This window comes from Cryptosporangium arvum DSM 44712 (assembly GCF_000585375.1).
Taxonomy (GTDB): domain Bacteria; phylum Actinomycetota; class Actinomycetes; order Mycobacteriales; family Cryptosporangiaceae; genus Cryptosporangium; species Cryptosporangium arvum.
Window position 1 is genome coordinate 2,793,951 of sequence record NZ_KK073874.1, and the last position, 26,041, is coordinate 2,819,991.

At 70.0% G+C, this 26,041-nt stretch carries 18 protein-coding genes and 2 pseudogenes; 16 read left to right on the forward strand and 4 right to left on the reverse strand.

All coding sequences use genetic code 11. From position 1 onward, the window contains the following. Positions 1 to 7 precede the first annotated feature (7 nt). A complete protein-coding gene (gene cysD, locus CRYAR_RS13030) occupies positions 8 to 919 on the forward strand; it encodes a sulfate adenylyltransferase subunit CysD (RefSeq protein WP_035850895.1) in 912 nt (303 codons plus the stop codon). Continuing rightward, positions 920 to 2,779 carry an adenylyl-sulfate kinase gene (cysC, locus tag CRYAR_RS13035; protein WP_051570102.1) on the forward strand — a complete coding sequence of 620 codons (1,860 nt, stop codon included), beginning with the start codon at positions 920 to 922 and terminating at the stop codon, positions 2,777 to 2,779. On the opposite strand, the gene CRYAR_RS13040 is transcribed toward cysC, so the two are convergent. After that, the gene (locus CRYAR_RS13040) at positions 2,708 to 4,711 is read right to left on the reverse strand and encodes a hypothetical protein (RefSeq protein ID WP_157017624.1); all 2,004 of its coding nucleotides are present in this window, start codon (positions 4,709 to 4,711) and stop codon (positions 2,708 to 2,710) included. The genes cysC and CRYAR_RS13040 overlap by 72 nt on opposite strands. A 184-nt stretch (positions 4,712 to 4,895) precedes the next feature. On the opposite strand from CRYAR_RS13040, the gene CRYAR_RS13045 reads away from it, so the two are divergent. The 10 genes from CRYAR_RS13045 (at position 4,896) to CRYAR_RS13090 (ending at position 18,106) form a co-directional block, all read left to right on the forward strand. Further along, positions 4,896 to 6,173, forward strand: coding sequence for an MFS transporter (locus CRYAR_RS13045; RefSeq protein WP_035850901.1), 1,278 nt, complete (start codon positions 4,896 to 4,898; stop codon positions 6,171 to 6,173). A 135-nt stretch (positions 6,174 to 6,308) separates the two neighbouring features. Next, entirely contained in the window at positions 6,309 to 7,535 is a 1,227-nt protein-coding gene (gene frc, locus CRYAR_RS13050; protein WP_035850903.1) for a formyl-CoA transferase, read from the forward strand. Between the two features lie 11 nt (positions 7,536 to 7,546). After that, complete coding sequence (locus CRYAR_RS13055; protein ID WP_035850907.1) at positions 7,547 to 9,670, forward strand: acetate--CoA ligase family protein; 2,124 nt, start codon at positions 7,547 to 7,549, stop codon at positions 9,668 to 9,670. A gap of 90 nt (positions 9,671 to 9,760) precedes the next feature. Further along, complete coding sequence (locus CRYAR_RS13060; RefSeq protein ID WP_051570103.1) at positions 9,761 to 11,137, forward strand: MFS transporter; 1,377 nt, start codon at positions 9,761 to 9,763, stop codon at positions 11,135 to 11,137. 66 nt (positions 11,138 to 11,203) lie between these two features. Beyond that, a complete protein-coding gene (locus CRYAR_RS13065) occupies positions 11,204 to 12,193 on the forward strand; it encodes a 2-dehydropantoate 2-reductase (protein ID WP_035850908.1) in 990 nt (329 codons plus the stop codon). Between the two features lie 28 nt (positions 12,194 to 12,221). After that, positions 12,222 to 12,719, forward strand: coding sequence for an NAD(P)H-dependent oxidoreductase subunit E (locus tag CRYAR_RS13070; RefSeq protein WP_084700427.1), 498 nt, complete (start codon positions 12,222 to 12,224; stop codon positions 12,717 to 12,719). Further along, entirely contained in the window at positions 12,716 to 14,296 is a 1,581-nt protein-coding gene (locus CRYAR_RS13075; protein WP_035850910.1) for a formate dehydrogenase beta subunit, read from the forward strand. The genes CRYAR_RS13070 and CRYAR_RS13075 overlap by 4 nt, the downstream gene beginning before the upstream one ends. Then, complete coding sequence (gene fdhF, locus CRYAR_RS13080; protein ID WP_035850911.1) at positions 14,293 to 17,070, forward strand: formate dehydrogenase subunit alpha; 2,778 nt, start codon at positions 14,293 to 14,295, stop codon at positions 17,068 to 17,070. The genes CRYAR_RS13075 and fdhF overlap by 4 nt, the downstream gene beginning before the upstream one ends. Beyond that, positions 17,070 to 17,273: a formate dehydrogenase subunit delta gene (locus tag CRYAR_RS13085; RefSeq protein ID WP_035850912.1), complete on the forward strand. Its 204-nt coding sequence runs from the start codon at positions 17,070 to 17,072 to the stop codon at positions 17,271 to 17,273. Before fdhF ends, CRYAR_RS13085 begins: the two co-directional genes overlap by 1 nt. A 116-nt stretch (positions 17,274 to 17,389) precedes the next feature. Continuing rightward, a complete protein-coding gene (locus CRYAR_RS13090; protein WP_051570104.1) occupies positions 17,390 to 18,106 on the forward strand; it encodes a GntR family transcriptional regulator in 717 nt (238 codons plus the stop codon). Between the two features lie 15 nt (positions 18,107 to 18,121). On the opposite strand, the gene CRYAR_RS13095 is transcribed toward CRYAR_RS13090, so the two are convergent. Together CRYAR_RS13095 and CRYAR_RS45215 are read right to left on the reverse strand one after the other, a co-directional pair. Next, entirely contained in the window at positions 18,122 to 21,067 is a 2,946-nt protein-coding gene (locus CRYAR_RS13095; protein WP_035850913.1) for a DUF4062 domain-containing protein, read from the reverse strand. Between the two features lie 71 nt (positions 21,068 to 21,138). Beyond that, complete coding sequence (locus CRYAR_RS45215; RefSeq protein WP_084701874.1) at positions 21,139 to 21,378, reverse strand: cold-shock protein; 240 nt, start codon at positions 21,376 to 21,378, stop codon at positions 21,139 to 21,141. 115 nt (positions 21,379 to 21,493) lie between these two features. Here CRYAR_RS45215 and CRYAR_RS13100 point away from each other — a divergent pair. Beyond that, a pseudogene (locus CRYAR_RS13100) lies at positions 21,494 to 21,729 on the forward strand (cold-shock protein). Positions 21,730 to 21,780: 51 nt separating this feature from the next. Here CRYAR_RS13100 and CRYAR_RS13105 read toward each other — a convergent pair. Then, positions 21,781 to 23,550, reverse strand: a complete 1,770-nt coding sequence (locus CRYAR_RS13105; protein WP_084700431.1) for a thiamine pyrophosphate-binding protein — start codon at positions 23,548 to 23,550, stop codon at positions 21,781 to 21,783. Between the two features lie 172 nt (positions 23,551 to 23,722). Between CRYAR_RS13105 and sucC the strand changes: the two genes are divergently transcribed. The 3 genes and pseudogenes from sucC to CRYAR_RS13120 all read left to right on the forward strand — a co-directional run. After that, the gene (gene sucC, locus CRYAR_RS13110; protein ID WP_035850914.1) at positions 23,723 to 24,874 is read left to right on the forward strand and encodes an ADP-forming succinate--CoA ligase subunit beta; all 1,152 of its coding nucleotides are present in this window, start codon (positions 23,723 to 23,725) and stop codon (positions 24,872 to 24,874) included. Between the two features lies 1 nt (position 24,875). Further along, positions 24,876 to 25,754: a succinate--CoA ligase subunit alpha gene (gene sucD, locus CRYAR_RS13115; RefSeq protein ID WP_035850915.1), complete on the forward strand. Its 879-nt coding sequence runs from the start codon at positions 24,876 to 24,878 to the stop codon at positions 25,752 to 25,754. A 42-nt stretch (positions 25,755 to 25,796) separates the two neighbouring features. Then, positions 25,797 to 26,009 (forward strand): annotated as a pseudogene (locus CRYAR_RS13120) (helix-turn-helix domain-containing protein); the annotation flags it as partial. Between the last annotated feature and the right edge of the window lie 32 nt (positions 26,010 to 26,041).

A 26,041-nucleotide genomic window follows, 5' to 3' on the forward strand; every position in this document is an offset into this window, starting at 1 on the left:
CTGACGCATGACGGTGTCCTACGAGATGACCCACCTGCAGGCCCTGGAGGCCGAAGCGGTCCACATCGTCCGCGAGGTCGCGGCGACGTTCGAGCGGCCGGTGCTGCTGTTCTCCGGCGGTAAGGACTCCGTCGTGATGCTGCACCTGGCCGTGAAGGCGTTCTGGCCGGCGCCGCTCCCGTTCGGTGTCCTGCACGTCGATACCGGCCACAACTTCGACGAGGTGCTGGCCTATCGCGACGAGAGCGTCCGCAGGCTCGGCGTCCGCCTGATCGTGGGGAACGTCCAGGAGGACATCGACGCGGGCCGGGTGGTGGAGGAGACCGGGCCCGGCGCCAGCCGCAACCGCCTCCAGACCACCACCCTGCTGCGGACGATCGGCGAGCACCGTTTCGACGCGGTGTTCGGTGGGGCCAGGCGGGACGAGGAGAAGGCGCGGGCCAAGGAGCGGGTGTTCAGCTTCCGCGACAAGCACGGCCAGTGGGATCCGCGCGGCCAGCGGCCCGAGCTCTGGAACCTCTACAACGGCAGGCACCGGCCGGGCGAACACATCCGGGTGTTCCCGCTGTCGAACTGGACCGAGCTCGACATCTGGCGCTACATCCGGGACGAGCGCATCGAGCTGCCGTCGCTCTACTACGCCCACCGGCGGCCGGTCGTCGCGCGGGACGGCATGCTGCTGGCCCACACCCGGCACCTGGCGCTGCTGCCCGGGGAGGAGCCGGTGGAGACGCTGGTGCGGTTCCGCACGGTCGGCGACGCGACCTGCACCGGGTGCGTGGAGTCGTCCGCGGCCACCCCCGACGAGGTCGTGACCGAGATCGCGGCCACCCGGGTCACCGAGCGCGGGGCCACCCGCGCCGACGACCGGATCTCCGCCGCCGGCATGGAAGACCGCAAGCGGGAGGGCTACTTCTAAATGAAGTCACTACGGGTAGCGACGGCGGGCTCCGTCGACGACGGGAAGTCCACGCTGGTCGGGCGTCTGCTCTACGACTCCAAGGCGACGTTCACCGACCAGCTGGCCGCGGTCGAGCAGGCCAGCCGCGACCGGGGCGAGGAGCTCAACCTCGCACTGCTCACCGACGGCCTGCGGGCCGAGCGCGAACAGGGCATCACGATCGACGTCGCCTACCGGTACTTCGCGACGCCGAAGCGCTCGTTCGTCATCGCCGACACCCCCGGGCACATCCAGTACACCCGCAACATGGTGACCGGCGCGTCCACGGCCGACCTCGCGCTGATCCTGGTCGACGCGGTGAACGGGCTCACCGAGCAGTCCCGGCGGCACGCGTTCCTGGCCAGCCTGCTCGGCGTGCCGCACGTGGTGCTGTGCGTGAACAAGATGGACCTGGTCGGGTGGTCCGCGGCGCGGTTCGAGGAGATCAGCGCCGACTTCACGAACTTCGCCGCCCGCCTGGAGGTGCCCGATCTGAGCGTCGTGCCGGTCTCCGCGCTGCTCGGCGACAACGTCGTCCACCGCGGCGCGAACATGCCCTGGTACGAGGGGCTCCCACTGCTGCACCACCTGGAGCAGGTGCACGTCGCGTCCGACCGCAACCTGATCGACGCCCGGTTCCCGGTGCAGTACGTGGTGCGTTCCCCGGGTTTCCGCGGGTACGCCGGGACGCTCGGCGGGGGTGTGCTGCGCCCCGGTGACGAGGTCGTGGCCCTGCCCGGCGGGTTCACCACCACCGTGCGGGCGCTGTGGGGGCCGGGCGGCGTCCGGCTGGACGAGGCGTTCGCGCCCCAGGCGGTCACCGTGCAGCTCGCCGACGAGATCGACGTCGGCCGCGGTGATCTGCTGTGCCGGCCGGGCAACCGGCCGCACGTCGGCACCGATCTCGACGCGCTGGTCTGCTGGTTCTCCGAGCGCGGCGCGCTCGACGTCGGCGGCCGGTACGTGCTGCGCCACACCACCCGGGAGACGCGGGCGCGGGTCGGGACCCTGGAGTACCGGCTGGACGTCAACACGCTGCACCGCGATCCGGACGCCACCGAGCTGCGCCTCAACCAGATCGGCCGGGTGCGGCTGCACACGCAGACGCCACTGAGCTACGACCCGTACCGGCGCAACCGGGCGACCGGCGGGTTCATCCTGGTCGACGAGGTGACGAACGAGACGGTCGCGGCCGGCATGATCACCGGTCCCGCGGTCGCGTCCTCGTCGGTGCGCTGGCACTCGTCCGGCGTCACCCGGGACGACCGGGCGACCCGCGGCGGCACCGTGTGGCTGACCGGGCTGCCGGCGTCCGGCAAGTCGTCGGTCGCGGTCGAGCTGGAGCGGCGCCTGGTCGCGGCCGGTCGCCCGGCGTACCTGCTCGACGGCGACAACCTGCGCCACGGGCTCAGCGCCGACCTGGGCTTCTCCCGGGAGGACCGGGCCGAGAACGTCCGCCGGGTCGGCGAGGTCGCGAAGCTGTTCGCCGACTCCGGCGCGATCGCGGTGGTGTCGCTGGTCAGCCCGTACCGCGCCGATCGCGACGCGGTCCGGGCCGCCCACCGGGAGGCCGGCCTGCCCTTCCACGAGGTGTTCGTGGACACGCCGGTCGAGGTGTGCGCGTCCCGCGATCCGAAGGGCCTCTACGCCCGGGGCGAGCCGGGCCTGACCGGCGTGGACGCCCCCTACGAGGCGCCGTTCACCCCCGAAGCCGTCCTCCGCCCCGGCGACGGCGACCCGGCCACCATGGCTGCCGCCATCGCCGACCTACTGGAGAACCAGCGCCTCCAGGCCGGGGAGGGGGCCGCCGATCAGCGTGGATCGCACCACGTCGAGTAGTTGGGGATGGGTGAGGCGGCCGGGTGCCAGCAGGGTTTCGGTGGCGCCGGTGCCGCGGTGGGCCAGGAGGCTCAGAGCGAACACGCCGGTGGTGATCTGCGGGTAGCCGTAGTGGGTCCGGATTCGGTCGGCCGTGGTCAGGGCCAGGGCCAGCTCCGGCGTCAGCAGCGTCCCGCCCCGGTAGGCCGGTGTGGGCGTGCGGTCGTAGTCGCGCGGGTCGACGGACTCCTTGAGCCCGGCCCCCGCCGGAGTGCCGGTCCGCTGCCACAGCTGCGCCCAGCCGGGCTGCGGGTCGACCCGGGCCAGCACGGCGAGCACCTCACCCGTGTGCAGGGTGACGACCCGTTCCTCGTCGGCGACGCGTAGTGCCTCGAGCACCGGCGGGCTGAACACCGCGTCGTCGTCCCAGCGGGTCGGCTCCACGGGCTGCCACACCGCCGGGTCGGCCAACTCCGTCCACGGCGTGGAGGTCGCGAGCCGGGTCAGGTAGTCGATGCGTCCGGTGATCGTCTTCGTCGAGGTGACGCCGTACTCGGCGACCATCAGGTAGCGGTCCTCGATCCACCACTCCGGGTGCTCGGCCACGGGTATCGCGTCGACGGCTCTGCCGAGGATCCGCGCCCCTCGCGTCGGCGGCACCGGCTCGGAGATCCGCACGTCGCCGCGCCAGTCCAGGCTGATGCCCGGTAACGCCAGCTCGGTGAGCGTGACGGGCGGCACCGGGACGGGCAGCGGCACCGACCAGACCGTCTGGATCGGATCGGTCATCAGCGGGCGTCGGCGCACCCGGTCGTAGACCGTGCATTCGACGCCGTGGGCGGTCGCCACCAGCACACCCTCGCCGGTCACGGTGCGCGCGCCGGTGGGGACACCGATGAGCTTGCTCATGGTCCGCAGACCCGCGACCGGAACCTGGGCGGTGTCCTCGTACCGCCAGCCGTACTGGCGCGCGAGGCTCTGCCGGCCACCCAGCCGCCGGGGTGCGGGGAGTCGGCGCCAGACCGCGCGCCAGGCGACCACCACCGCCGCTTCGAGCGCGATCACCGCGGTGGTCACGAGGACGAAGTTGGTCTCGAGCCGGCGGTTGGCCTCGATGATGAGGATCAACCCGGCGAGGCCGAAGAACACGCCGGCCGGCACCTTCAGCTTCGGGACGAAGAACGCCAGCCCGGCGACGATCAGCGCCACCGTGCCGTAACTGGCCGCGAGCGCGAAGCCGATCGGCACGCCGACCAGGAAGAACGGGAAGCTCAGGAACAGACCGCCGGGAACGCCCAGCACCCCGCAGGCGACGGCGATCCGTTTGTTGACCTTCTGTTCCTCGGGCAGGGGCGTGTCGGCGACGCTGAAGTCGACCGGCCGGTGCCACTCGGTGAGCGCCGCGAGGATCCGGTCGCGGAAGCCCTCGCCCCCCGCTCCGAACTCGAGTGTCGCCTCGCGGCCGTCGAGCGTGACCAGCCGGCCGCCGTGCGGATCGTGGCCCGCGACCGCGGTGGTAACCAGCCGGTCGACCTCCGCCCAGGCGGCCGTCTCGACGCGCCGGTTGTGCGTCCAGACCAGGCCGCCGCGGTAGACGTACGTCGCCCGGTAGCCGTCGATGAGCTGGAAGAACGCGTAGCCGACGACGAACAGGCCGCCGAGGATCACCAGGATCATGACGTACGCGAAGATCCGGAGCTCGGTGATGCGCGCCAGCCAGCCGAGCACCCACGCCACGCCGAACACGACCGCCGCGAAGATCAGGAATCCGAGGCAGGCGGCGATCGGGTTCGTGCCTTTGACCGCGTACTCGAGCGGCCCGAAGCCGCGGCTGGTGGCGGCCGACGTCACCCGCTCCGGCGGAGTTGCCGGTTCGGCCGGGACCGCGTTCTGCGGCTCGGTGGGAACACTGGGCGGCGGTGCGACATCCCTGGGCGGGTTATCCGGATTCATCCCCGTTTTCCGATCGTCGACGACGAGTCCCGCGCGATGTTAAAGACGCAGCGCAAGCACGACCGGGACGGACCGCGACGAGATCCCTAGTGGACGGGCGGTCCTCGGCCCTGGACAGAGCGGCGTGGCATGCGTCATAGTCGGTCGCGGCATACTGCATACAGTATGGCTAGGAGGTACCGCGATGAGCTTCACTCTCGTTTCCGACTTCCACGGCCGGCAGTACCGGGTGGGGGAGAACGCCACCGACCTGACCGGCCGGTCCCGGGCCTGGATGCTCCGCGCGTCGTTGGCCGCGATGGCCGCCGCCGGCCTGCTTCAGTACGGCCTGGCCGCGGCGCTGCCCGCGCTGGCCCGCGGCAACGGCTGGAGCAGCACCGACGTGCTGTGCGTCCTCGGGTTGTGGGTCGCGGGCCAGGCCGGGGTCGCGGCCCCGGCCACCGCGCTCTACCGCCGGGCCGGGACGCGGCTGTTGTTCCCGGCCGCGGTGCTCTGTGCCGCCGGGCTCGCGACGCCGGCCCACACCGGCAGCCTCACGCTCGTGCTGCTGGGCTACTCGGTGCTCGGCGGACTGGGGGCCGGGCTGGTCTACGTGGTGTGCATCGGGGTGGCCACCGAGTGGTTCCCGGAGCGGATCGCGGGCGTCACCGGCGCGGTGAGCGGCGCGTTCGGTTACGGCGCGGTGCCGTTCGTCGCGGTCGTGTACGTCGTGGACGCGGGCCCGATCCTGTTCGACGTCGCCGCCGTGCTGGTGGCGGTCGTCGTCACCGGCGCCGCGCTGGTGGTGCGCCGCCCGCCGGAGCGCTGGTGGCCGGCCGGGATCGACCCCCGGCTCTGGGCGCTCGACCGCCGCCTGAACCGCAGCATCCCGGCCAACGCCCCGGCGATCCGGTCGTACCGCCCGGCGGACGCCTGGCGCAGCGGGATGTTGCCGCTGATGTGGGCGCTCGTCGGCGTCATCGCCGCGATGGCGCTGTTCGACCTGGGCTACCTGGCCGTCTCCGGAAGTACCGCCGCGATCGGTGTGCTCGCGCTGGCCACCGGGCTGGCCCGGGTGGTCACCGGGCGGCTCTCCGACCGGCTCGGGCGCCGCCGGATGCTGATGGCCGCGCTGCTGCTCGGCGGGCTGGCCCAGTTCGGGCTGCTCGCCGGGGGAGAGCCGGGGCCGGTCGCGCTGTCGGCTGCGGTCGCCGGTGTCGGGACGGGCGCGGGGTACTCGCTGCTCGTCGGCCTGGTGCGCGACTGGTTCGGCGACGAGGCGACGCTGGTCAACTACGGCCTCGTCTACACCGGCAAGGCGGTCGGCGGGGTGGTGGGCCTGCTGCTGGTGGCGGCCAGTTCACCGGCCCGCGGCGAAATCGTCGCGGTCGTGGTGGTCGGTGCGCTCGGCGTCCTCGGGGCGTGCGCGGCGGGCCTTCTCCGCCGGCCCGGCCGCCCGGCCCTGCGCCTCCCGGGACGCTGACCCCACCGGCGTCCGACCAGCCACTTCGGATCGATTCCCGCAATCGGTGGACACCGCAGTGTGAACTGCGCCACCATACTGATCACGTCATACGGTATGCAATATGCAAGCGCCCGACGACGCAGGAGGACGACGATGGGTAAGGCACTCGACGGAATCCGAATCCTCGACATGACGCACGTCCAATCCGGACCCTCCGCCACCCAGTTGCTCGCCTGGCTGGGAGCCGACGTCATCAAGCTCGAAGCCCCGGGCCGGGGCGACATCACCCGCGGCCAGCTCCGCGACCTGCCCGACGTCGACAGCCTGTATTTCACGATGCTGAACTGCAACAAGCGCAGCATCACGGTGAACATGAAGTCCGACGACGGCAAGGAGATCTTCACGAAGCTCGTCGGCGAAGCCGACGTGCTGGTGGAGAACTTCGGACCGGGCGTCGTCGACCGCTTCGGGTTCTCCTGGGAGCGGCTGCAGGAGCTCAACCCCGGGCTGATCTACGCCTCGATCAAGGGCTTCGGCCCCGGGCGCTACGCCGGGTTCAAGGCCTACGAGGTCGTGGCCCAGGCGATGGGCGGCTCGATGAGCACCACCGGCTACGAGGACGGCCCGCCGACCGCGACCGGCGCCCAGATCGGCGACTCCGGCACCGGCGTGCACCTGGTCGCCGGCATCCTCGCCGCGCTCTACCAGCGCACGAGCACCGGTCGCGGCCAGCGCGTTCAGGTGGCGATGCAGGACGCCGTGCTCAACCTGTGCCGGGTCAAGCTGCGCGACCAGCAGCGGCTGGCTCACGGTCCGCTCGGCGAGTACCCCAACGACAACTTCGGAGACGAGGTGCCGCGCTCGGGCAACGCGTCCGGCGGCGGCCAGCCCGGCTGGGCGGTGAAGTGCGCTCCCGGCGGGCCCAACGACTACATCTACGTGATCGTCCAGCCCACCGGGTGGGCACCGATCGCGAAGCTCATCGGCCGGCCCGAACTCGCCGACGACCCGGCCTGGAACACCCCGAAGGCGCGGCTGAACAAGCTCGACAAGATGTTCGCGCTGATCGAGGAGTGGACCGAGAAGCACACCAAGTGGGCCGTGATGGAGGACCTGAACGCCCACGACATCCCCTGCGGCCCGATCCTGTCCACCCGTGAGCTGATCGAGGACGACACGCTCGCGCAGCTCGGCTCGGTCGTCGAGGTCGACCACCCGGAGCGCGGCGCGTTCAAGACCGTCGGCATGCCGATCAAGCTGTCCGATTCCCCCGTCGAGGTCGAGCGGTCACCGCTGCTCGGCGAGCACACCGACCAGGTTCTGGCCGAGCTCGGTCTGGCCGACCGCGCCGACGCGTACCGCGCCGCCGGCGCGATCTGAGGAGAGTTCCGATGGCTTACGACACCGACGCTGTCCGGCGCGTTCTCGACGCCGCGAAAGGTCGGGACTCGCTGACCGCCCCCGAAGGCCGGGCCGTCGTCGAGGCCTACGGCATCCGCACCCCCGGCGAGGGCCTCGCCACCAACCCCGAGGACGCGGTCGCGGTCGCCACTGCGATCGGCTTCCCCGTCGTGCTGAAGATCGTCTCCCCGGACATCCTCCACAAGACCGAAGCCGGGGGAGTGATCGTCGGGGTCGCCGACGGCGCGGCGGCCGCGGACGCCTACCGCACGATCGTGCGCAACGCCCGCGAGTACGACGCCGACGCCCGGATCGTCGGCGTCCAGGTGCAGGAGCAGCTCACCAGCGGTCACGAGGTGATCGTCGGCGCGGTCACCGACCCGACGTTCGGCAAGATCGTCGCGTTCGGACTCGGCGGCGTGCTGGTCGAGGTGCTCAAGGACGTGACGTTCCGGCTGGCGCCGACGTCGCTGGAGACCGCCCGTTCGATGGTCGACGGCATCAAGGCGGCCGAGATCCTGCGCGGGGTGCGCGGGGCCGAGCCGGCCGACCCCGAGGCGCTCGCGGACCTCATCACGAAGGTGTCCGACCTGGTCACCGACTTCCCGGAGATCGCCGAGGTCGACCTCAACCCGGTGCTGGCCACCAGCACCGGCGCCACCGCCGTGGACGTCCGGATCCTGGTCGACCCGGCGGCGGCGAAGACTCCGGTGCGCTTCGGGCGCGACGAGATCCTCGCGTCGATGAACCGGATCATGCGCCCGGCCGCCGTCGCGGTCATCGGGGCGTCCGGCGAGGACGGCAAGATCGGCAACTCGGTGATGAAGAACCTGGTCAACGGCGGATATCGGGGTCGGATCCACCCGGTGAACCCGAAGGCGGCCGACATCCTCGGGTTGCCCGCCGTGAAGAGCATCACCGACGTCCCGGGCGACGTCGACGTGGCGATCTTCGCGATCCCGGCGAAGTTCGTGCCGCAGGCTCTGGAGGAGGCCGGGGCCAAGGGGGTCGCCGGGGCGATCCTGATCCCGTCGGGCTTCGGCGAGACCGGCAACCACGATCTCCAGGACGAGGTCGTCGAGATCGCCCGCAAGCACGGGGTACGCATCCTCGGGCCGAACATCTACGGCTACTACTACACCCCCGAGCACCTCTCGGCGACGTTCTGCACCCCCTACGACGTGCCGGGCGGCGTCGCGCTCTCCTCGCAGAGCGGCGGCATCGGGATGGCGATCCTCGGCTTCAGCCGCTCGGCCCAGATGGGCGTTTCGGCGATCGTCGGGGTCGGCAACAAGGCCGACATCGACGAGGACGACCTGCTGACGTTCTTCGAGGACGACCCCCACACGCACCTGATCGCCATGCACCTGGAGGACCTCAAGGACGGGCGGGCGTTCGCCGAGACCGCGCAGCGTGTGTCGAAGCGCAAGCCGGTGATCGTGCTGAAGGCCGGCCGCACCTCGGCGGGGGCGCGGGCGGCCGGTTCGCACACCGGCGCGCTGGCCGGTGACGACGCGGTCTACGACGACATCCTGCGCGAGAGCGGCGTGGTCCGGGCACCTGGGCTCAACGACATGCTCGAGTACGCCCGGGGCGTACCGCTGCTACCCACGCCGCAGGGCGAGAACGTCGTGATCATCACCGGGGCCGGCGGCTCCGGGGTGCTGCTCTCCGACGCCTGCGTCGACAACGGGTTGTCGCTGATGCACATCCCGGGCGACCTGGACGAGGCGTTCCGCGCGTTCATCCCGCCGTTCGGCGCGGCCGGCAACCCGGTCGACATCACCGGCGGCGAACCACCGTCCACGTACCGGAACACGGTCGCGCTGGGCCTCTCCGACCCCCGGATCCACTCCCTGATCCTGGGTTACTGGCACACGATCGTGACGCCGCCGATGACGTTCGCCGAGCTCGTCGTCGACGTCGTCGAGGAGTTCCGGGCCCGGGGGATCCACAAGCCGGTCGTGGCCTCGCTCTCCGGTGACGTCGAGGTCGAGGAAGCGAGCGAGTTCCTCTACCGCCACGGGATCGTGGCCTACCCCTACACGACCGAGAAGCCGGTGGCTGTCCTCGGCGCCAAGTACCGATGGGCCCGCGCCGCGGGCCTGCTCTGACCTGGTTTGTGAGCCAACTCAGTACGGCGGTGAACAGCGGCACCCGTTCCGAACCCCTGCTCCTGGAGGTCCAGCGTGAGTACTTCCGAAATGTCCAAGCCCGACGGACAGACTGATGGGTATCGAGAAGTAAAGGACGTGAACGGCCGCGTCTACCGGGTCGGGGAGACCGATCAGCAGATCCTGGGTCGCTCCCGTCGGTGGATGGTCATCCTGCCCTGGTTCGCCATGATGGCGATCAGCTCGTCGGAGTACGCGTTCACCTCCGCCGAGGAGACGCTGTCCAGTGCGCACAACTGGCACGGCTCGCACATCTTCTGGTTGCTCGGCGTCTGGGTCTTCTTCCAGGCGGCGGTCGCGTTCCCGGTCGGCAAGCTCCGGGAGAGCGGCCGCCTCCCGGTGAAGGCCGCGATGATGCTGGGTGCGATCGGGACCGTGCTGGGCTATGTGGCGCTCGCTTACGCACCGAACGTGTTCTGGGCCTACCTGGGCTTCGGGTTCTTCGGCGGCACCGGCGCGGGCATCGTCTACGCGACCTGCGTCAACATCGTCGGGAAGTGGTACCCGGAGCGGAAGGGCGGCAAGACCGGCTTCGTCAACGGCGGCTTCGCCTACGGATCGGTGCCGTTCATCTTCCTGTTCAAGTCGTACATGGACACCAGCAACTACAGCGGCCTGCTGCTCGTCGTCGGTCTGTTCCTGGCGTTCGCGGTCGCGGCCAGCGGCTTCTTCATGGCCGACCCGCCGAAGAACTGGTGGCCGCCGCACGTCGACCCGCTGCGTGCCTCGGCCGATGACCCGCGGATCCGCCGGTCGCTGGAGATGAACCCGCCCGCGGTGAAGCAGTACACGCCGATGGAGGCCGTCCGGACCGGCATCCTGCCGCTGATGTGGTTCTGTCTGCTCTGCACGGCAGGTATCAACATCTTCGGCATCGCGTTCCAGGTGCCGTTCGGCGACGAGATGGGCTTCGCCGGCGGGATCGTGGCGCTGGCGATGAGCCTGAAGGCGATCGTCAACGGCACCGGCCGGGGCGTCATCGGCTGGATCTCCGACCGGTACGGCCGGCGCCGGACGCTGATCTTCGTCTGCTTCGTGCTCGGGCTCTCGCAGTACGCGGTGTACTTCTCCGGCTCGATCGGGAGCCTCCCGCTCTTCCTGCTCGCCTCGATGGTGTCCGGCTTCGGTGGTGGTGCGATCTTCCCGCTGTTCGCGGCGATGACCGCGGACTACTTCGGGGAGAACAACAACGCCTCCAACTACGGCCTGGTCTACAGCTCGAAGCTCGTGTCCGGCCTGGTCGGATCCGGTCTCGGCGCGGTGGTCGTCGCGACCTGGGGCTACGGCGGCGCGTTCATCCTGGCCGGCTCGATCGGCCTTGGCGCCGGCTGCCTGGCGTTCTTCCTCAAGCAGCCCGGACGCAACCTGCGCGACCTGCGTCAGGAATCAGTTGCCCTGTCTGCCTGATCGCCCCCGCGTGGCCGCGCCGGCGGAATCCGGCGCGGCCACGCGGACCCATCCGTGAGGAGCAGTATGAGGATCGCCGTGCTCGGCGCCGGTGCGATCGGTGCGTACGTGGGCGCCGCCCTGCATCGCGGGGGCGCCGAGGTGCACCTGATCGCCCGCGGACCCCACCTGGCCGCCCTGCGGGAACACGGGGTGCGCGTGTTCAGCCCCCGGGGCAACTTCACCGCCGCCGCCTCCGCCACCGACGACCCCCGCGAGGTCGGCCCGGTCGACTACGTCTTCCTGGGTCTGAAGGCCCACCAGTACGCCGGGTGCGGATCGCTGATCTCCCCGCTGCTCGGTCCGGACACCGCGGTGATCGCGGCCCAGAACGGCATCCCCTGGTGGTACTTCCACGGGTTGACCGGGCCGCTGCGCGATCGCCGGATCGAAGCCGTCGACCCGGGCGGCACGGTCTCCGAGGTCCTCCCGGTCCGCCGCGCGATCGGCTGCGTCGTCTACTGCTCGACCGAGATCGAGTCGCCGGGCGTCATCCGGCACCTCGAGGGGACGCGGTTCTCGATCGGTGAGCCGTCGGGCGAGGTCTCCGACCGGTGCCGCGCGTTCAGTGACGCGATGGTGGCCGGGGGTCTCAAGTGTCCGGTCGAGTCGAATCTGCGTGACGACATTTGGGTCAAGCTGATGGGTAACGTCGCATTCAACCCGCTGTCTGCCCTGACCAGGGCTACCATGATCGAGATGTGCGGGCACCCTGGTGTCCGTGGCCTGATCGCCGAGATGATGCGGGAGACGGTCGCGATCGCGGGCGCGACCGGGTGCCATCCGTCGATCTCGATCGACCGCCGGATCGCCGGTGCCGCCCGCGTCGGCCACCACAAGACGTCCACTCTCCAGGATCTGGAAGCGGGCAAGGAACTCGAGCTCGAGGCGATCATCGGCGCGGTCGTGGAGATCGCGACGCTGACCGGGGTTCCCGCGCCCACCCTGCGCAACGTCTACGCCGCGGTCGATCTGCTGGCGCGCACCGTGACCGGGCCTCGCGTCCCGGTCGCGTGACCCGCCCGGACCGCAACAGGAGGCACCGATGACACGGACCGACGAGTCACGCGCCGCGCTGGAGCCACCGGCGTTACGCCGCAGGCGCCGTACCGAGCCCGCGAACCCGCTGGCCGGCCTCGATCCGCAGCTGGTGCTCACCGTGCGCAGAGTGGTGGAGGCCCACCGCGACTGGCGCGGGCCGCTGCTGCCGGTGCTGCACGCGTTGCAGGACGAGCTCGGGTACCTGCCGGCCGACGCGACACCGATCCTGGCGCACGAGCTGAACCTCTCGCGGGCCGAGGTGCACGGCGTGATCACGTTCTACACCGACTTCCGGTCCGAGCCCGGCCCGACCAGAACCGTGCGCATCTGCCGGGCCGAAGCCTGCCAGGCGGTCGGCGCGGAGTCGTTGGTGGAGGCGGCCGGCGGCCGCGCCGAGCAGGTGTTCTGCCTGGGCAACTGCGCGCTCGGCCCCTCGGTGGAGGTCGACGGCCGGGTACTCGGCCGGGTCACCCCGGAGAAGCTGCGCGAGGTGCTGTCGTGACCGTCTACGTTCCGCGTGACTCCTCGGCCCGGTCGGTCGGCGCCGACGACGTGGCCGACGCGCTGACCGGGCTCGGCGTCGACGTGGTGCGCAACGGGTCGCGTGGGATGTTCTGGCTCGAGCCGTTCGTCGAGGTGGACACGCCGTCGGGCCGGGTGGGCTACGGCCCGGTGGCCGCGGCCGACGTCCCCGGGCTGCTGGCGGCCGGGATGCCGGACGGCGGCGCCCACCCGCTGCGTGTCGGCCTCGTGGACGACGTTCCCTGGCTGGCCCGGCAGAACCGGATCACGTTCGCGCGGATGGGCGTGGTCGACCCGTTGTCGCCGGACGACTACGAGGCCCACGGCGGCCTCGCCGGCCTGCGTCGCGCGTTGTCGCTGTCGCCGGCCGAGGTGGTCGAGGAGGTCACCGAGTCCGGTCTGCGCGGCCGCGGCGGCGCGGGCTTCCCGGCCGGCATCAAGTGGAAGACCGTGCTCGGCTGCGACGGCCCGCTGAAGTTCGTGTGCGCCAACGCCGACGAAGGCGACAGCGGCACGTTCGCCGACCGGATGATGCTCGAAGGCGACCCGTTCGCGCTGATCGAGGGCATGACGATCGCCGCGCACGCGGTCGGTGCGACCGAGGGGTACGTCTACATCCGCTCGGAGTACCCGGACGCGGTGGCGACGTTCCGGACGGCGATCGACCTGGCGTCGTCGCGGGGTTGGCTCGGAACCGGGATCCTCGGGAGTTCGCTGGACTTCCAGCTCCACGTCCGGGTGGGTGCGGGGGCCTACATCTGCGGCGAGGAAACCTCGATGCTCGAGTCGCTCGAGGGCAAGCGGGGCATGGTGCGCGCCAAGCCGCCGATCCCGGCGATCGAGGGCCTGTTCGGCCGGCCGACGGTCGTCAACAACGTGCTGACGCTGGCCACCGTGCCGGCGATCCTGGCGTCCGGAGCCGCCGCGTACCGGAAGCTCGGGATGGAGCGGTCCCGGGGCACGCAGGTGTTCCAGCTCGGCGGCAACGTGGCCCGCGGCGGCATCGTCGAGACCGCGTTCGGGCTCACGCTCGGCGAGCTCGTGCACGACTACGGCGGCGGCAGCCGCTCCGGGCGCCCGGTGCGTGCCGTCCAGGTCGGCGGACCGCTCGGCGCCTACGTCCCGACGTCGCAGTTCGGGCTGCCGCTGGAGTACGAGTCGTTCGCCGCGGCCGGCGCGATGCTGGGCCACGGCGGTGTGGTCGTGTTCGACGACACCGTGGACATGGCCTCGCAGGCCCGGTTCGCGTTCGAGTTCTGCGCCGAGGAGTCGTGCGGCAAGTGCACACCCTGCCGCGTCGGCGCGGTCCGCGGCGTCGAGGTGATCGACCGCATCCGCACCGGGGAGGACCGGGAGAAGAACCTGGTCCTGCTGGAGGACCTGTGCGTCCTGATGACCGACGGCTCGCTCTGCGCGATGGGCGGCCTGACGCCCATGCCGGTGCGTAGCGCACTCAACCATTTCGCCGAGGACTTCGAGCCCCCGGCACCGGGCCCGGTCGAACCGGTCCCGGAGAACGCCGCGAAGGCCGGATCCCGCACGGAGGTCTCCTCATGACCCTGCTCAAAGAACCCGATTTCGGGACGCCTGCGAAGCCGGGGGACCCGACCGTCACGGTGGAAGTGGACGGGTTGCCGGTCGCGGTGCCCCCGGGCACGTCGGTGATGCGCGCGGCCGCGCAGGCCGGCGTGAACGTCCCGAAGCTCTGCGCCACCGATTCGCTGGAGGCGTTCGGCTCCTGCCGGCTGTGCGTCGTCGAGATCGACGGGCGCAAAGGCACCCCGGCCTCCTGCACCACCCCGGTCGGCGACGGGATGAAGATCCGCACGCAGTCGCCGCACCTGGAGCGGCTGCGCCGCGGCGTCATGGAGCTCTACATCTCCGACCACCCGCTGGACTGCCTGACCTGCCCCGCCAACGGCGACTGCGAACTGCAGGACATGGCGGGCGAGGTCGGCCTGCGCGAGGTGCGCTACGGCTACGAGGGCGAGAACCACCTGGACGCCCCGACCGACACCAGCAACCCGTACTTCGACTTCGACGAGTCCAAGTGCATCGCGTGTTCGCGCTGCGTGCGGGCGTGCGACGAGGTCCAGGGCACGCTCGCGCTGACGATCGCCAACCGCGGGTTCGCCTCCAAGGTCGCGCCCGGCCCGACGTCGTTCCTGGACTCCGAGTGCGTCTCCTGCGGCGCGTGCGTCCAGGCCTGCCCTACCTCGACGCTGCAGGAGAAGTCCGTCGTCGAGCTGGGCATGCCGTCGCGCACGGTGATCACCACGTGCGCGTACTGCGGCGTCGGCTGTTCGTTCAAGGCCGAGCTGCGCGGCACCGAACTGGTGCGGATGGTGCCGCACAAGGACGGCGGCGCGAACGAGGGCCACTCGTGCGTGAAGGGCCGGTTCGCGTTCGGGTACGCCACCCACCCCGACCGGGTGCTCAACCCGATGGTGCGCGAGTCGATCACCGATCCGTGGCGCGAGGTCTCCTGGGACGAGGCGATCTCCACGGTCGCGCGGGGGTTCCGCTCGATCCAGGACCGCCACGGCGCGGGCGCGATCGGCGCGATCTCCTCGTCGCGCTGCACGAACGAGGAGGTCTGGGTCGTCCAGAAGATGGTGCGGGCGGCGTTCGGCAACAACAACGTCGACACCTGCGCGCGGGTCTGCCACTCGCCGACCGGCTACGGACTGAAGCAGACGTTCGGCGAGTCGGCCGGGACGCAGGACTTCAAGTCGGTGGCGCTCGCCGACGTGATCGTGGTGATCGGCGCGAACCCGACCGACGGGCACCCGGTGTTCGCGTCCCGGATGAAGCGCAGGCTGCGCGAGGGCGCGCAGTTGATCGTGATCGACCCGCGGCGCATCGACCTGGTGCGCTCCCCCCACGTCGAGGCGGCCCACCACCTGCAGCTCACCCCCGGCACCAACGTCGCGATCGTCAACGCGCTCGCGCACGTCGTGGTCACCGAGGGGCTGGTCTCCGACGACTTCGTGGCGTCGCGCTGCGAGGGCTACGACGAGTGGGCGGAGTTCATCGCCGCGCCCGAGAACAGCCCGGAATCCGTGGAGCGCATCACCGGAGTGCCGGCGGCCTCGGTGCGCGCGGCGGCCCGCCTGTACGCGAGCGCCGGTAACGGGGCCATCTACTACGGCCTCGGCGTCACCGAGCACAGCCAGGGCTCGACGATGGTGATGGGCCTGGCCAACCTCGCGATGGCCACCGGGAACGTCGGCCGCGACGGGGTCGGCGTCAACCCGCTGCGCGGGCAGAACAACGTGCAGGGCTCCTGCGACATGGGCTCGTTCCCGCACGAACTACCCGGCTACCGCCACGTCTCCGACGACGTCGTGCGCGGCCAGTTCGAGTCGCAGTGGGACGTGTCGATCCGGCCCGAGCCCGGGCTGCGCATCCCGAACATGTTCGACGCCGCGATCGACGGGTCGTTCCGCGGGCTCTTCGTGCACGGCGAGGACATCGCGCAGTCCGACCCGAACCTGCAGCACGTGAGCGCGGCGCTCTCGGCGATGGAGCTGGTTGTCGTGCAGGACCTGTTCCTCAACGAGACCGCGAAGTTCGCGCACGTGTTCCTGCCGGGGGCGTCGTTCCTGGAGAAGGACGGGACGTTCACGAACGCGGAGCGGCGGATCAACCGGGTGCGCGCGGTGATGCCGCCGAAGACCGGCAAGGCCGAGTGGGAGATCGTCTCGGAGATCGCGACCGCGATGGGCTATCCGATGGCCTACTCCCACCCGTCCGAGATCATGGACGAGATCGCGGCGATGACGCCGACGTTCGCCGGCGTGTCGTTCGAGGCGCTGGACAAGCTCGGCAGCATCCAGTGGCCGTGCAACGCGTCCGCGCCGGAAGGAACGCCGATCATGCACGTGGAGTCGTTCACGCGCGGGCTCGGGAAGTTCGTGCGGACCGCGTTCGTGGCCACCGAGGAACGCACGACGCGCCGGTTCCCGCTGGTGCTCACCACCGGGCGGATCCTGAGCCAGTACAACGTCGGCGCGCAGACCCGGCGTACCGGCAACGTGGCCTGGCACCCGGAGGACCTGCTGGAACTGCACCCCCACGACGCCGCGGAGCGGGGGATCGGCGAGGGCGACCGGGTGACGCTGGCCAGCCGGGTGGGCGAGACGACGCTGCGGGCGACGATCTCCGAGCGGATGCCGGTCGGCGTCGTCTACACGACGTTCCACCATCCGATCACCGGGGCGAACGTGGTGACCACCGAGCACTCCGACTGGGCCACGAACTGCCCGGAGTACAAGGTGACCGCCGTCCAGGTGTCGCTGTCCGCCCCGATCCCGGCCGGGGTCGATTGATGTCGGCGGTGGTGCCGGAGCGGCGGTTGATCGACGACATCGCACGGCAGTTCGGGCACCTGCCGCCGGACGCCGCGGCGGACGCGATCGCCGATCACGTCCGCCGGTTCTGGGATCCGCGGATGCGGGCGCGGCTGCTGACGCTGGCCGACGACGAGGGCCTCGACCCGCTCCCGGCCGCCGCGGCGGCCCGCCTGCGCTGAACGAACACCAGTGGCCCGCGCCGTAGCGCGGGCCACTGACCTGCGCATGCGGTATCCCACCGACTGTATGCTAGAAACCGAGGACTCACTTCACCGCCGGAGGATCGATGAGCGAGATGAGCCCGGCGGGCCGGCGGGCTTCCCGGCGCAAGCCGCTCGAACGGCCGGCGCCGCTGCGTCAGGTGGTCACCGACGAGATCGCGGACATGATCATCACCGGCGAGCTCCAGCCGGGTGAACACCTCGTCGAGCAGGAGCTCGCGGCGCAGCTGGGCGTCTCGCGCCAACCGGTGCGCGAGGCGCTGCAACGCCTGCACTCCGAGGGCTGGGTCGACCTGCGGCCTGGCCTCGGCGCGTTCGTGCACACGCCCACCGCCGACGAGGCCGACCAGCTGCTCGCCACCCGCACGCTGCTCGAGGCCGAGTCCGCCCGGCTCGCGGCCGCGAACGCCACCCCGGCGCTCGTCGAGCAGCTCTGGCAGCTCCAGGCGGTCGGCGAACAGGCCGTCGCCGCGGACGACGACGCCGGCATGGTCGCCGCGAACGCCGCGCTGCACCGGCAGATCATGGAGATGTCCGGCAACACGGTGCTGGGCGAGCTGATCGCGCTCGTGGACAGCCGGGTGCGGTGGTACTACCGCCCGATCGCCCGCTCGCGCGGCCGCGAAGCCTGGGACGAGCACCGCGAGCTCATCGAGACAATCGCCGGCGGCAACGCGCGCAAGGCCGGCGAACTGATGCGCAAACACACCGAGCGCACCCGCAAGACCTACCACGTGCGAGCGGCCGACGCCGAGAAGACGCCCGCGTCACCGGTGGAAAAGGGCGCGTAGCCGCTTGGTCGGTGTCTACCGATCAAGCCATCCCTGAAGGCGATCAACCAATGTCGTCCGCGGAGTCGTCGCCGGTCGGACCTGTGTGGCGGCGGTCCGCCGCCTGGCCTCCAGCCATTCCCGCAGTCTCGGCTCGTGTGGAATGGTGGCCGCGCTTGATGCGCGCAGAACGGGAGCGGGTGCGCCGAGCGAGGCGAGAAGTTGCTCGGCGCGTCGCAAGTTCCACCGATGGGAGAACGGCGGGCCGTCGCCCCATGCCTGCCGATAGCCCTGGAGGGCGTGCTGCCTCGCCTCCTCGTCCCGACCGAGCAACGAAAGCGTTCGGGCCACGAGCTGATGCGGCCGATCGTAAGGATGCAGGCGCGGTAGTCGGGCGAGACTCTGGCCGAGTGTGGCTTCCGCGTCGCGGGTTCGTCCCAGGGCGGCGAGGGCCCACGCGCTCTCCGCCGAGATCGCCGTCTGTCCCCCGACCCGGCGCAGACGGTCGACGTCCTCGGCCGCCTTCAAGGCGGCGTCGAGGTCGCCGTGGCGCATGGACACGTCGAAACTCAGGAGACGAAGCCTGAGCTTCATTCGCCAGTCCGATGCCGACTGCTCCGCATCGACGAGCCGATCACCTACTTCTGGATTTCCGGCCCAGTTCTCCAAGGCCAACGTCCAGTACTGGACATCGTCGGCGAGCCAGGGGTAGCGCTCCGCGGCCGAGCGCTCGTTGATCCGGGTGAGTGCCGAGCGAGCCGCTTCGACTTCTCCCGTCGTGGCGGCGAGAATGGCCCGCCGAAGGAGTAGATCGGCGAGATCCTGGACGTCGGCACCAGCGGTGGTCTGGCTCATGAAATCGAGGGCTTTGGAGTAGAGCGCGAAGCCACCCGTCGAGCGGTAGTGCGTAGAGAGCCGACCCAGCGAGAGCCTGATCTCCGGCAGTTCGGGCCGAGGCTGGTTGAGCAGGTATGCGAGAAGCCCGGCCTCGACGGCCACACCCCGGTCGTGTTCCGCAGCGAGATGGAGGGCGATCGACAGATCCGCTCGAAGGATGACGATCGTGCTGTTCTCATAGGGCTGGAGGAGTTCCGTGACCGTGGCGTTGGCGCCGAGTCTCACCAACAGCGGTTTGGCAAGTTGCCCGTTCCATAGGGACACGACGCGTCCGTGATTGCCGGACCCGGTGAGAGCGCGGAACAGCGTGATGGTCGGTTGGAGGTCTTCGACGCTCGTGACCTCGTTGGGTGTTTCCGGCGGAAGCGCCGCGAAGTGATCGCGGATCTGCTCGTTGGCGGTGACCCGCTCGGTGGCGTTCAGCCGGTCGTACGAAAATGCCCGGACAACCGGATGCATGTCGTACGTATTGGCTTGGCGGTCCCACCAGAGCAGTCCGCGAGCCTCAAGATCGCGGAGTGCCGCGTCGAGCGCCGCACCTGCCTCCGCGGTCGAGAGGTCGGAGTCGTAACCGAAGGGATTGACGTCCTGCACCAATCGCCATCCCACCGAGCCGGACAGGGCCGAAAGCCAGCTCAGCAGCCGGGCTGTCTGGGGGTCGAGATTCTGAAAGGCGGCGTCGAGAATGTGCCGCTGTTTGGCGGCCAGGTCGACCGCACCGATGGAGAACGGCTGATGTTCACGCCAACTGTCGAAGTCTCCCGGCGCCAACCGGTGGTCGCGCACCAGCCCGGCGACGATAGCGATGAGCAGCGGGTGATTGTCGAGCGGACGGAAGAAGCTCTCGATGTTTCGTGCGCCTCCCGAAACGCCGAGCTTGGTCAGCAGCGAGCGCACCGCGCTGTCATCGATTCCGGGAAGCCGGTACCGATACACGCCCGGCAGCAGACTTCGTCCTGGACCCTCCAGGGCGTCCGGTGCCATGCGCGTCGTGACGATGACTTTGGAGGGTGAGGTTCCCACGAGCGCCCGCACGAAGTCGTACCCGACTCCATCGATCATCGAATGCTTGTCCGCCCGCGCGTCCGCTTCCACGATCGTGTCGGTCACTTTCGACGGATCGTACTGGTGATACGCCATGAGCAGACGCTCAAAACCGTCCAGTGCGAGGAGGATCGGACGCCGGCGGAGCTCGGTGAGAACGAGTTCGGGAAGCTCCTCGCGCGGGATGCGACTGACCTGCCACGCGGTGGATGCGGTCAGGTACCCCAGCAGTTGCTGGAGAAAGCGATTGATCGATGCCGACCCGTCGTAGAAGCTCCACCAGAAACGGCCGGCTAGACGAGGGATCGCCGCCTCGGCGTGATTATCGAACCATTCCCAGGTCAGTGCGCTCTTACCGGTACCACCGATCGCCTCGACGACGGCCACCGGGGCCGCGGACGAGGCCCATCGGGTGAGCAGCCGCAGCTCTTTCCGGCGGCCGGTGAACGGCGATCCGCCGACGTAGGCGGGGATGGCGTACGGCTGCGGAGCTGAGGGAAGCGTGCGCCGGTTGGCGTGCCAGGAGGCCTGGGTTACGGCCTGGGCGTGAGTCAGGCGTCGATCGGGATCGGGTGGCCGGTTGAACTCGAGTGCTCGGTACAGGTCGTTCCGGAACGTCTCGATCTCGTTGAAGAACTTGACCGTGTGATGTGCTCGTACTTTCTCGACGAACTTTGCCAGATCCCCGAGCTCCCGATACTCCGCATACGTATGGGTGCGAACGTGAGCAGCCAGGTACCGGTCGTCGGCAATGAACGGAACGATCGGCGTGCCATGTTTGGCCGTGGCCCACTGATACTCGAGCTCGGTGTACGAGAGGTCTTCCCCGGGTGGACGATCGCCGTAGCGATCGGCGATGAGTAACACAAAGATGTCGCTTTTGCTGACTTCTCGGCGACACACCTCAAGTGGGGGAGCGGTCTCCGGGTAGAAGTTCTCCATCGCCACTGGTTCCATGCCCAGGCGGTAGCACAGTTCGATGGCGATCTGCCGGTACGGACGCAAGGTGCCGCTCGCGCTGGAGATGAAGACCCGAGTCACAGGCGGCATGGTAGTCGGCGCTTCGCCGATTCCACGGCCCCCTTGCCGCGGTCAGCGTAGAGGCGAGAGTGTCATGCGATTCCCCACGTCGTGCCGCGTTCCGCCGTGGAACTGACTAGTTGAACGTTTTCCGCTTGAGGTCCTTTAGGTCCCTGTGTAACCAGAAATTCGACACGTTGTCCGTCTTCCAGCGCCTTATAGCCGTCCATGAGTATCGCCGAATAATGCACGAAGACGTCTGCGCCGCCATCTATCGCTATGAATCCATAGCCCTTTTCGGCGTTGAACCATTTCACGGTGCCTTGTGCCATCGAATCCTCCGCGTCCTCTTCCGGCCTATGGGCGCCTCCAAGGATGCTAGTGGATCTGGTGTGCAATGCTGTCTCCATGGTGAGGCCCATAGCGGAGCGGGCCGGGGGAGGGACGATGGAAACGGGTGTGGTGAAGTGGTTCAACAACGAGAAGGGCTTCGGGTTCATCGCTCCGGATGACGGGGGGCCGGATGTCTTTGCCCACTATTCGGCAATTCAGGTTCAGGGTTACAAAGAGCTGGCGGACGGTCAGTTAGTTCAATTTGACATCACCCAGGGACAAAGGGACCCCAGGCGGCGAATATTCGGCCGTTGACTGACGCGCCTTTGCGCTCTCGCGGTATCGCGTGACCCGGTGATCGCGTGGCGGAGCGATCCGGGCCGCCACGCGATCGGCCGACCCTACTTGTACATCGTCTGGTTCATCGTTCCCGGCGCGTAGGCGTCGGGGTCGACCCACACGTTGATCAGGGACGGCAGGCCCGATTCGCGGGCCCGCCGGAGCGCGGGCCCGATGTCCGCGGGGTCGCGGACCTCCTCGCCGTAGCCGCCGAGCATCCGGGCGAACTCGTCGTAGCGCACGTCGCCGAGCGTGTTCCCCACCCGCTGGCGGGCCTCGCCGTACTTGCGCATCTGCCCGTACCGGATCTGGTTCATCGACGAGTTGTTGCCGACCACGCCGACGAACGGCAGGTCGAACCGGACCAGCGTCTCGAAGTCCCAGCCGGTCAGCGAGAACGCGCCGTCCCCGAAGAGCGCCACGACCTCCTTGTCGGGCCGGGCGTACTTCGCCGCCAGCACGAACGGCACACCGACGCCGAGCGTGCCGAGCGGCCCCGGGTCCATCCAGTGCCCGGGGGTCTTCGGCTGCACCACGCCGCCGGAGAACGTCACGATGTCGCCGCCGTCACCGATGTAGATCGAGTCCTCGGTGAGGAACTCGTTGATCTCGTGCGCGAGGCGCAGCGGATGGATCGGGGAGGCGTCGGAGAGCTGCCGGGGCAGCCGCTTCTGGTAGGCCGCCGACTCCTCGGCCCGCAGCTCCTCGAACCACGCCCGCCGGTTCGGTTTCGCCAGCCGCCCCGACGACGCCGCGGTCACCGCGGCCAGCACCGCCCCGGGGTCGCCGACGATGCCCAGGTCGATGTCCCGGTTCTTGCCGACCGTGCGGTAGTCCATGTCGATCTGCACGACCGTGGCTCCCGCGGGCAGCCGCCGCCCGTAGCCCATCCGGAAGTCGAACGGCGTGCCGACGATGATGATGACGTCGGCGTTGTTGAACGCGTACCGGCGCGAGAGGTGGAAGTGGTGCGGGTCGCCGGGCGGCAGCGAGCCGCGGGCCGAGCCGTTCATGAACACGGGGATGTCCAGCGTCCGCGCGAAGTCGATCGCCGCGTCGGTGCCGCGCCCGGTCCAGACCTGGGATCCCAGCAGGACGGCCGGCTTCGACGAGTGCGCCAGGACGTCGGCCAGCCGCTCCACCGCCGCCGGGTCGCCTGCGCTCTTCGTCGACACCCGGTAGCGTCCCGGCTCCGGGATCGTGCAGTCCTTCAGGTCGACCTCGGCGTCCAGCACGTCGCGCGGGATCTCCAGGAACGACGGCCCGGGCGCGCCGGCGTAGCACTCGCGGAACGCCATCGAGACCATGTCGGCGCTGCGCGTGGTGTGCGGCACGGTCGCGGCGAACTTCGTGATCGGCGTCATCATGTCGACGTGCGGCAGGTCCTGCAGTGAGCCCATCTTGTGCTGGCTCAGCGCGCCCTGGCCGCCGATGAGAAGCATCGGGCTCTCGGCGCGGAACGCGTTCGCGACGCCGGTGACCGCGTCGGTGGTGCCGGGCCCGGCGGTGACGACCGCGACGCCGGGCTTGCCGGTGACCCGGGCGTACCCGTCGGCCGCGTGTGCGGCGACCTGCTCGTGCCGGACGTCGACCACCGCGATGCCCTCGTCGACACAACCGTCGTAGATGTCGATGATGTGCCCGCCGCAGAGGGTGAAGATCACGTCGACGCCTTCGGCTTTGAGCGCCTTCGCGACCAGGTGACCACCGGAGATCCGGTCCGGGTCACCGCTGCGCGCCCGCAGGATCGCCGCGGTGGCGCCCGACTCGCCGTCCGTTTCCGGAGAGGACCCAGCCGCTGCCGCGGGGGGTTCCGTCGTGGTCTGACTCATGATTCCTCAACTCCTCGATCGTTGCCGCGGATTGAAGACTGCATACCGTATGCGGCGCCCCTATGGTCCCTCCGCGAGGGAGGGCTGTCCAGAGCAGATTGTCGACGGGAATATTGCATACAGTATGGCATCACGGTTACGCTGGGGTTCCCTCAACCGGAGGACGATGGCTGTGGACCTGTACGAGTACCAGGCACGCGATCTGTTCGAGGCCCACGAAGTCCCGGTGCTACCGGGAGTCGTGGTCACCACCCCGGAGGCCGCGCGGGCGGCCGCGGCCGAGCTCGGGTGTTCGGTCGTCATCAAGGCCCAGGTCAAGACCGGTGGGCGCGGCAAGGCCGGCGGGGTGAAGCTCGCCGCCGACGCCGACGAGGCCCGGGCGAAGGCAGACGACATCCTCGGCATGGACATCAAAGGTCACCGGGTGAACCGCGTCCTGGTCACGACCGCGACCGACATCGCCGACGAGTACTACTTCTCCTACCTCCTCGACCGTACGAACCGGACGTTCCTCGCGATGGCGTCGCTGGAGGGCGGGGTCGAGATCGAGGAGACCGCGGCCACCAACCCCGAGGCACTGGTCCGGGTGCCGATCGATCCGCTGACCGGCGTCGACTCCGCCAAGGCGCGGGAGATCGTCGCGGCGGTCGGGCTGCCGGAGCAGGCGGCCGAGGCCGTCGAGAGCCTCTGGTCGGCGTTCGTCGCCGAGGACGCGCTGCTGGTGGAGGTCAACCCGCTGGTGCGTGACGCCGGCGGGGCGATCGTCGCGCTCGACGGCAAGGTGACGCTCGACGACAACGCCGGGATCCGGCACGTCGCCCACGCCGGGCTGCGCGACCACGACTCGGCCGACCCGCTCGAGGCCCGGGCCCACGCGAAGGACCTGAACTACGTGCGGCTCGACGGCCGGGTCGGCGTGATCGGCAACGGTGCCGGCCTGGTCATGTCCACGCTCGACGTCGTCGCGCTGGCCGGGGCCCGGCCGGCGAACTTCCTCGACATCGGCGGCGGTGCCTCGGCCGAGGTGATGGCGAACGGACTGGAGATCGTGCTGGCCGACCCGGCCGTGCGCAGCGTCCTGGTGAACGTCTTCGGTGGCATCACCGCGTGCGACGCGGTCGCCGACGGCATCGTGCGAGCGTTCGCGCTGCTGGCCAGCCGGGGTGAGCCGGTGGACCGGCCGGTCGTCGTCCGGCTCGACGGCAACCGCGCGGACGAGGGCAGGCGCATCCTCGGCGCCGCCGGGCTCCCCGGCCTCGAACTCGTGGACACGATGGACGGCGCGGCCGCCCGGGCCGCCGAACTCGCAGGCCGGGAGGCATGAGATGGCGATCTTTCTGACCGAGAAGAGCCGGGTGCTCGTCCAGGGCATGACCGGCGCCGAGGGCATGAAGCACACCCGTCGGATGCTCACCGCCGGCACCACCGTCGTCGGTGGCGTCAACCCGCGAAAAGCCGGAACCACGGCGGATTTCGACGGGATGAGGCTGCCGGTCTTCGCCGGGGTGGCCGAGGCGATGGGTGAGACCGGTGCGGACACCACGGTGATCTTCGTGCCGCCCGCGTTCACGCTGGCCGCGGGACTGGAGGCGATAAGCGCCGGGATCGGCCTCGCGGTCGTGATCACCGAGGGCGTGCCGGTGCACGACACTGCGGCGCTGTGGGCGCACGCGGTGGCGGCGGGCAACACCACACGCATCATCGGCCCGAACTGTCCCGGGCTGATCAGCCCGGGGAAGTCCAACGCGGGGATCATCCCGGCCGACATCACCGGCCCGGGGCGGGTGGGGCTGGTGTCGAAGTCCGGCACGCTCACCTACCAGCTCATGTACGAGCTGCATGACCTCGGGTTCTCCACGTGCGTCGGGATCGGCGGCGACCCGATCGTCGGGACGACCCACGTCGACTGTCTGCAGGCCTTCCAGGACGACCCGGAGACCGACGCGATCGTGATGATCGGCGAGATCGGCGGCGACGCCGAGGAGCGGGCCGCCGACTACGTCGCCGCCCACGTGACGAAGCCGGTCGTCGGGTACGTGGCGGGTTTCACCGCGCCCGAGGGCAAGACGATGGGGCACGCCGGCGCGATCGTCAGCGGATCGTCGGGCACGGCCGAGGCGAAACAGAAGGCGCTGGAAGCCGCCGGGGTCCGAGTTGGACGAACTCCTACGGAGACGGCGAAATTGCTTCGAGCGTTGCTATAACGTTCGTTTCCGGCGATCTCTCGACGGCGAGGGGAGCGTGCGGTGCGGTGGAATCTGCGGTGGGTAGCCGCGAACGCTGACATCTGGCGTCCGGCGGATCTGCTGCAGGCGTGCCGCGCCGCCGGGTACTCGCCGTCGCTGAGCAAGGTCGCTTCCTGGTGGAACGGGACGCCGAGCACGGTGCGACTCGACGAGCTCGACATGATCTGTACGGCGCTGAACTGCAAGATCGCTGATCTTCTCGAGGCCGAGCCGCCGTCGTCGTGACGGAGATGGAGAACGGCTTT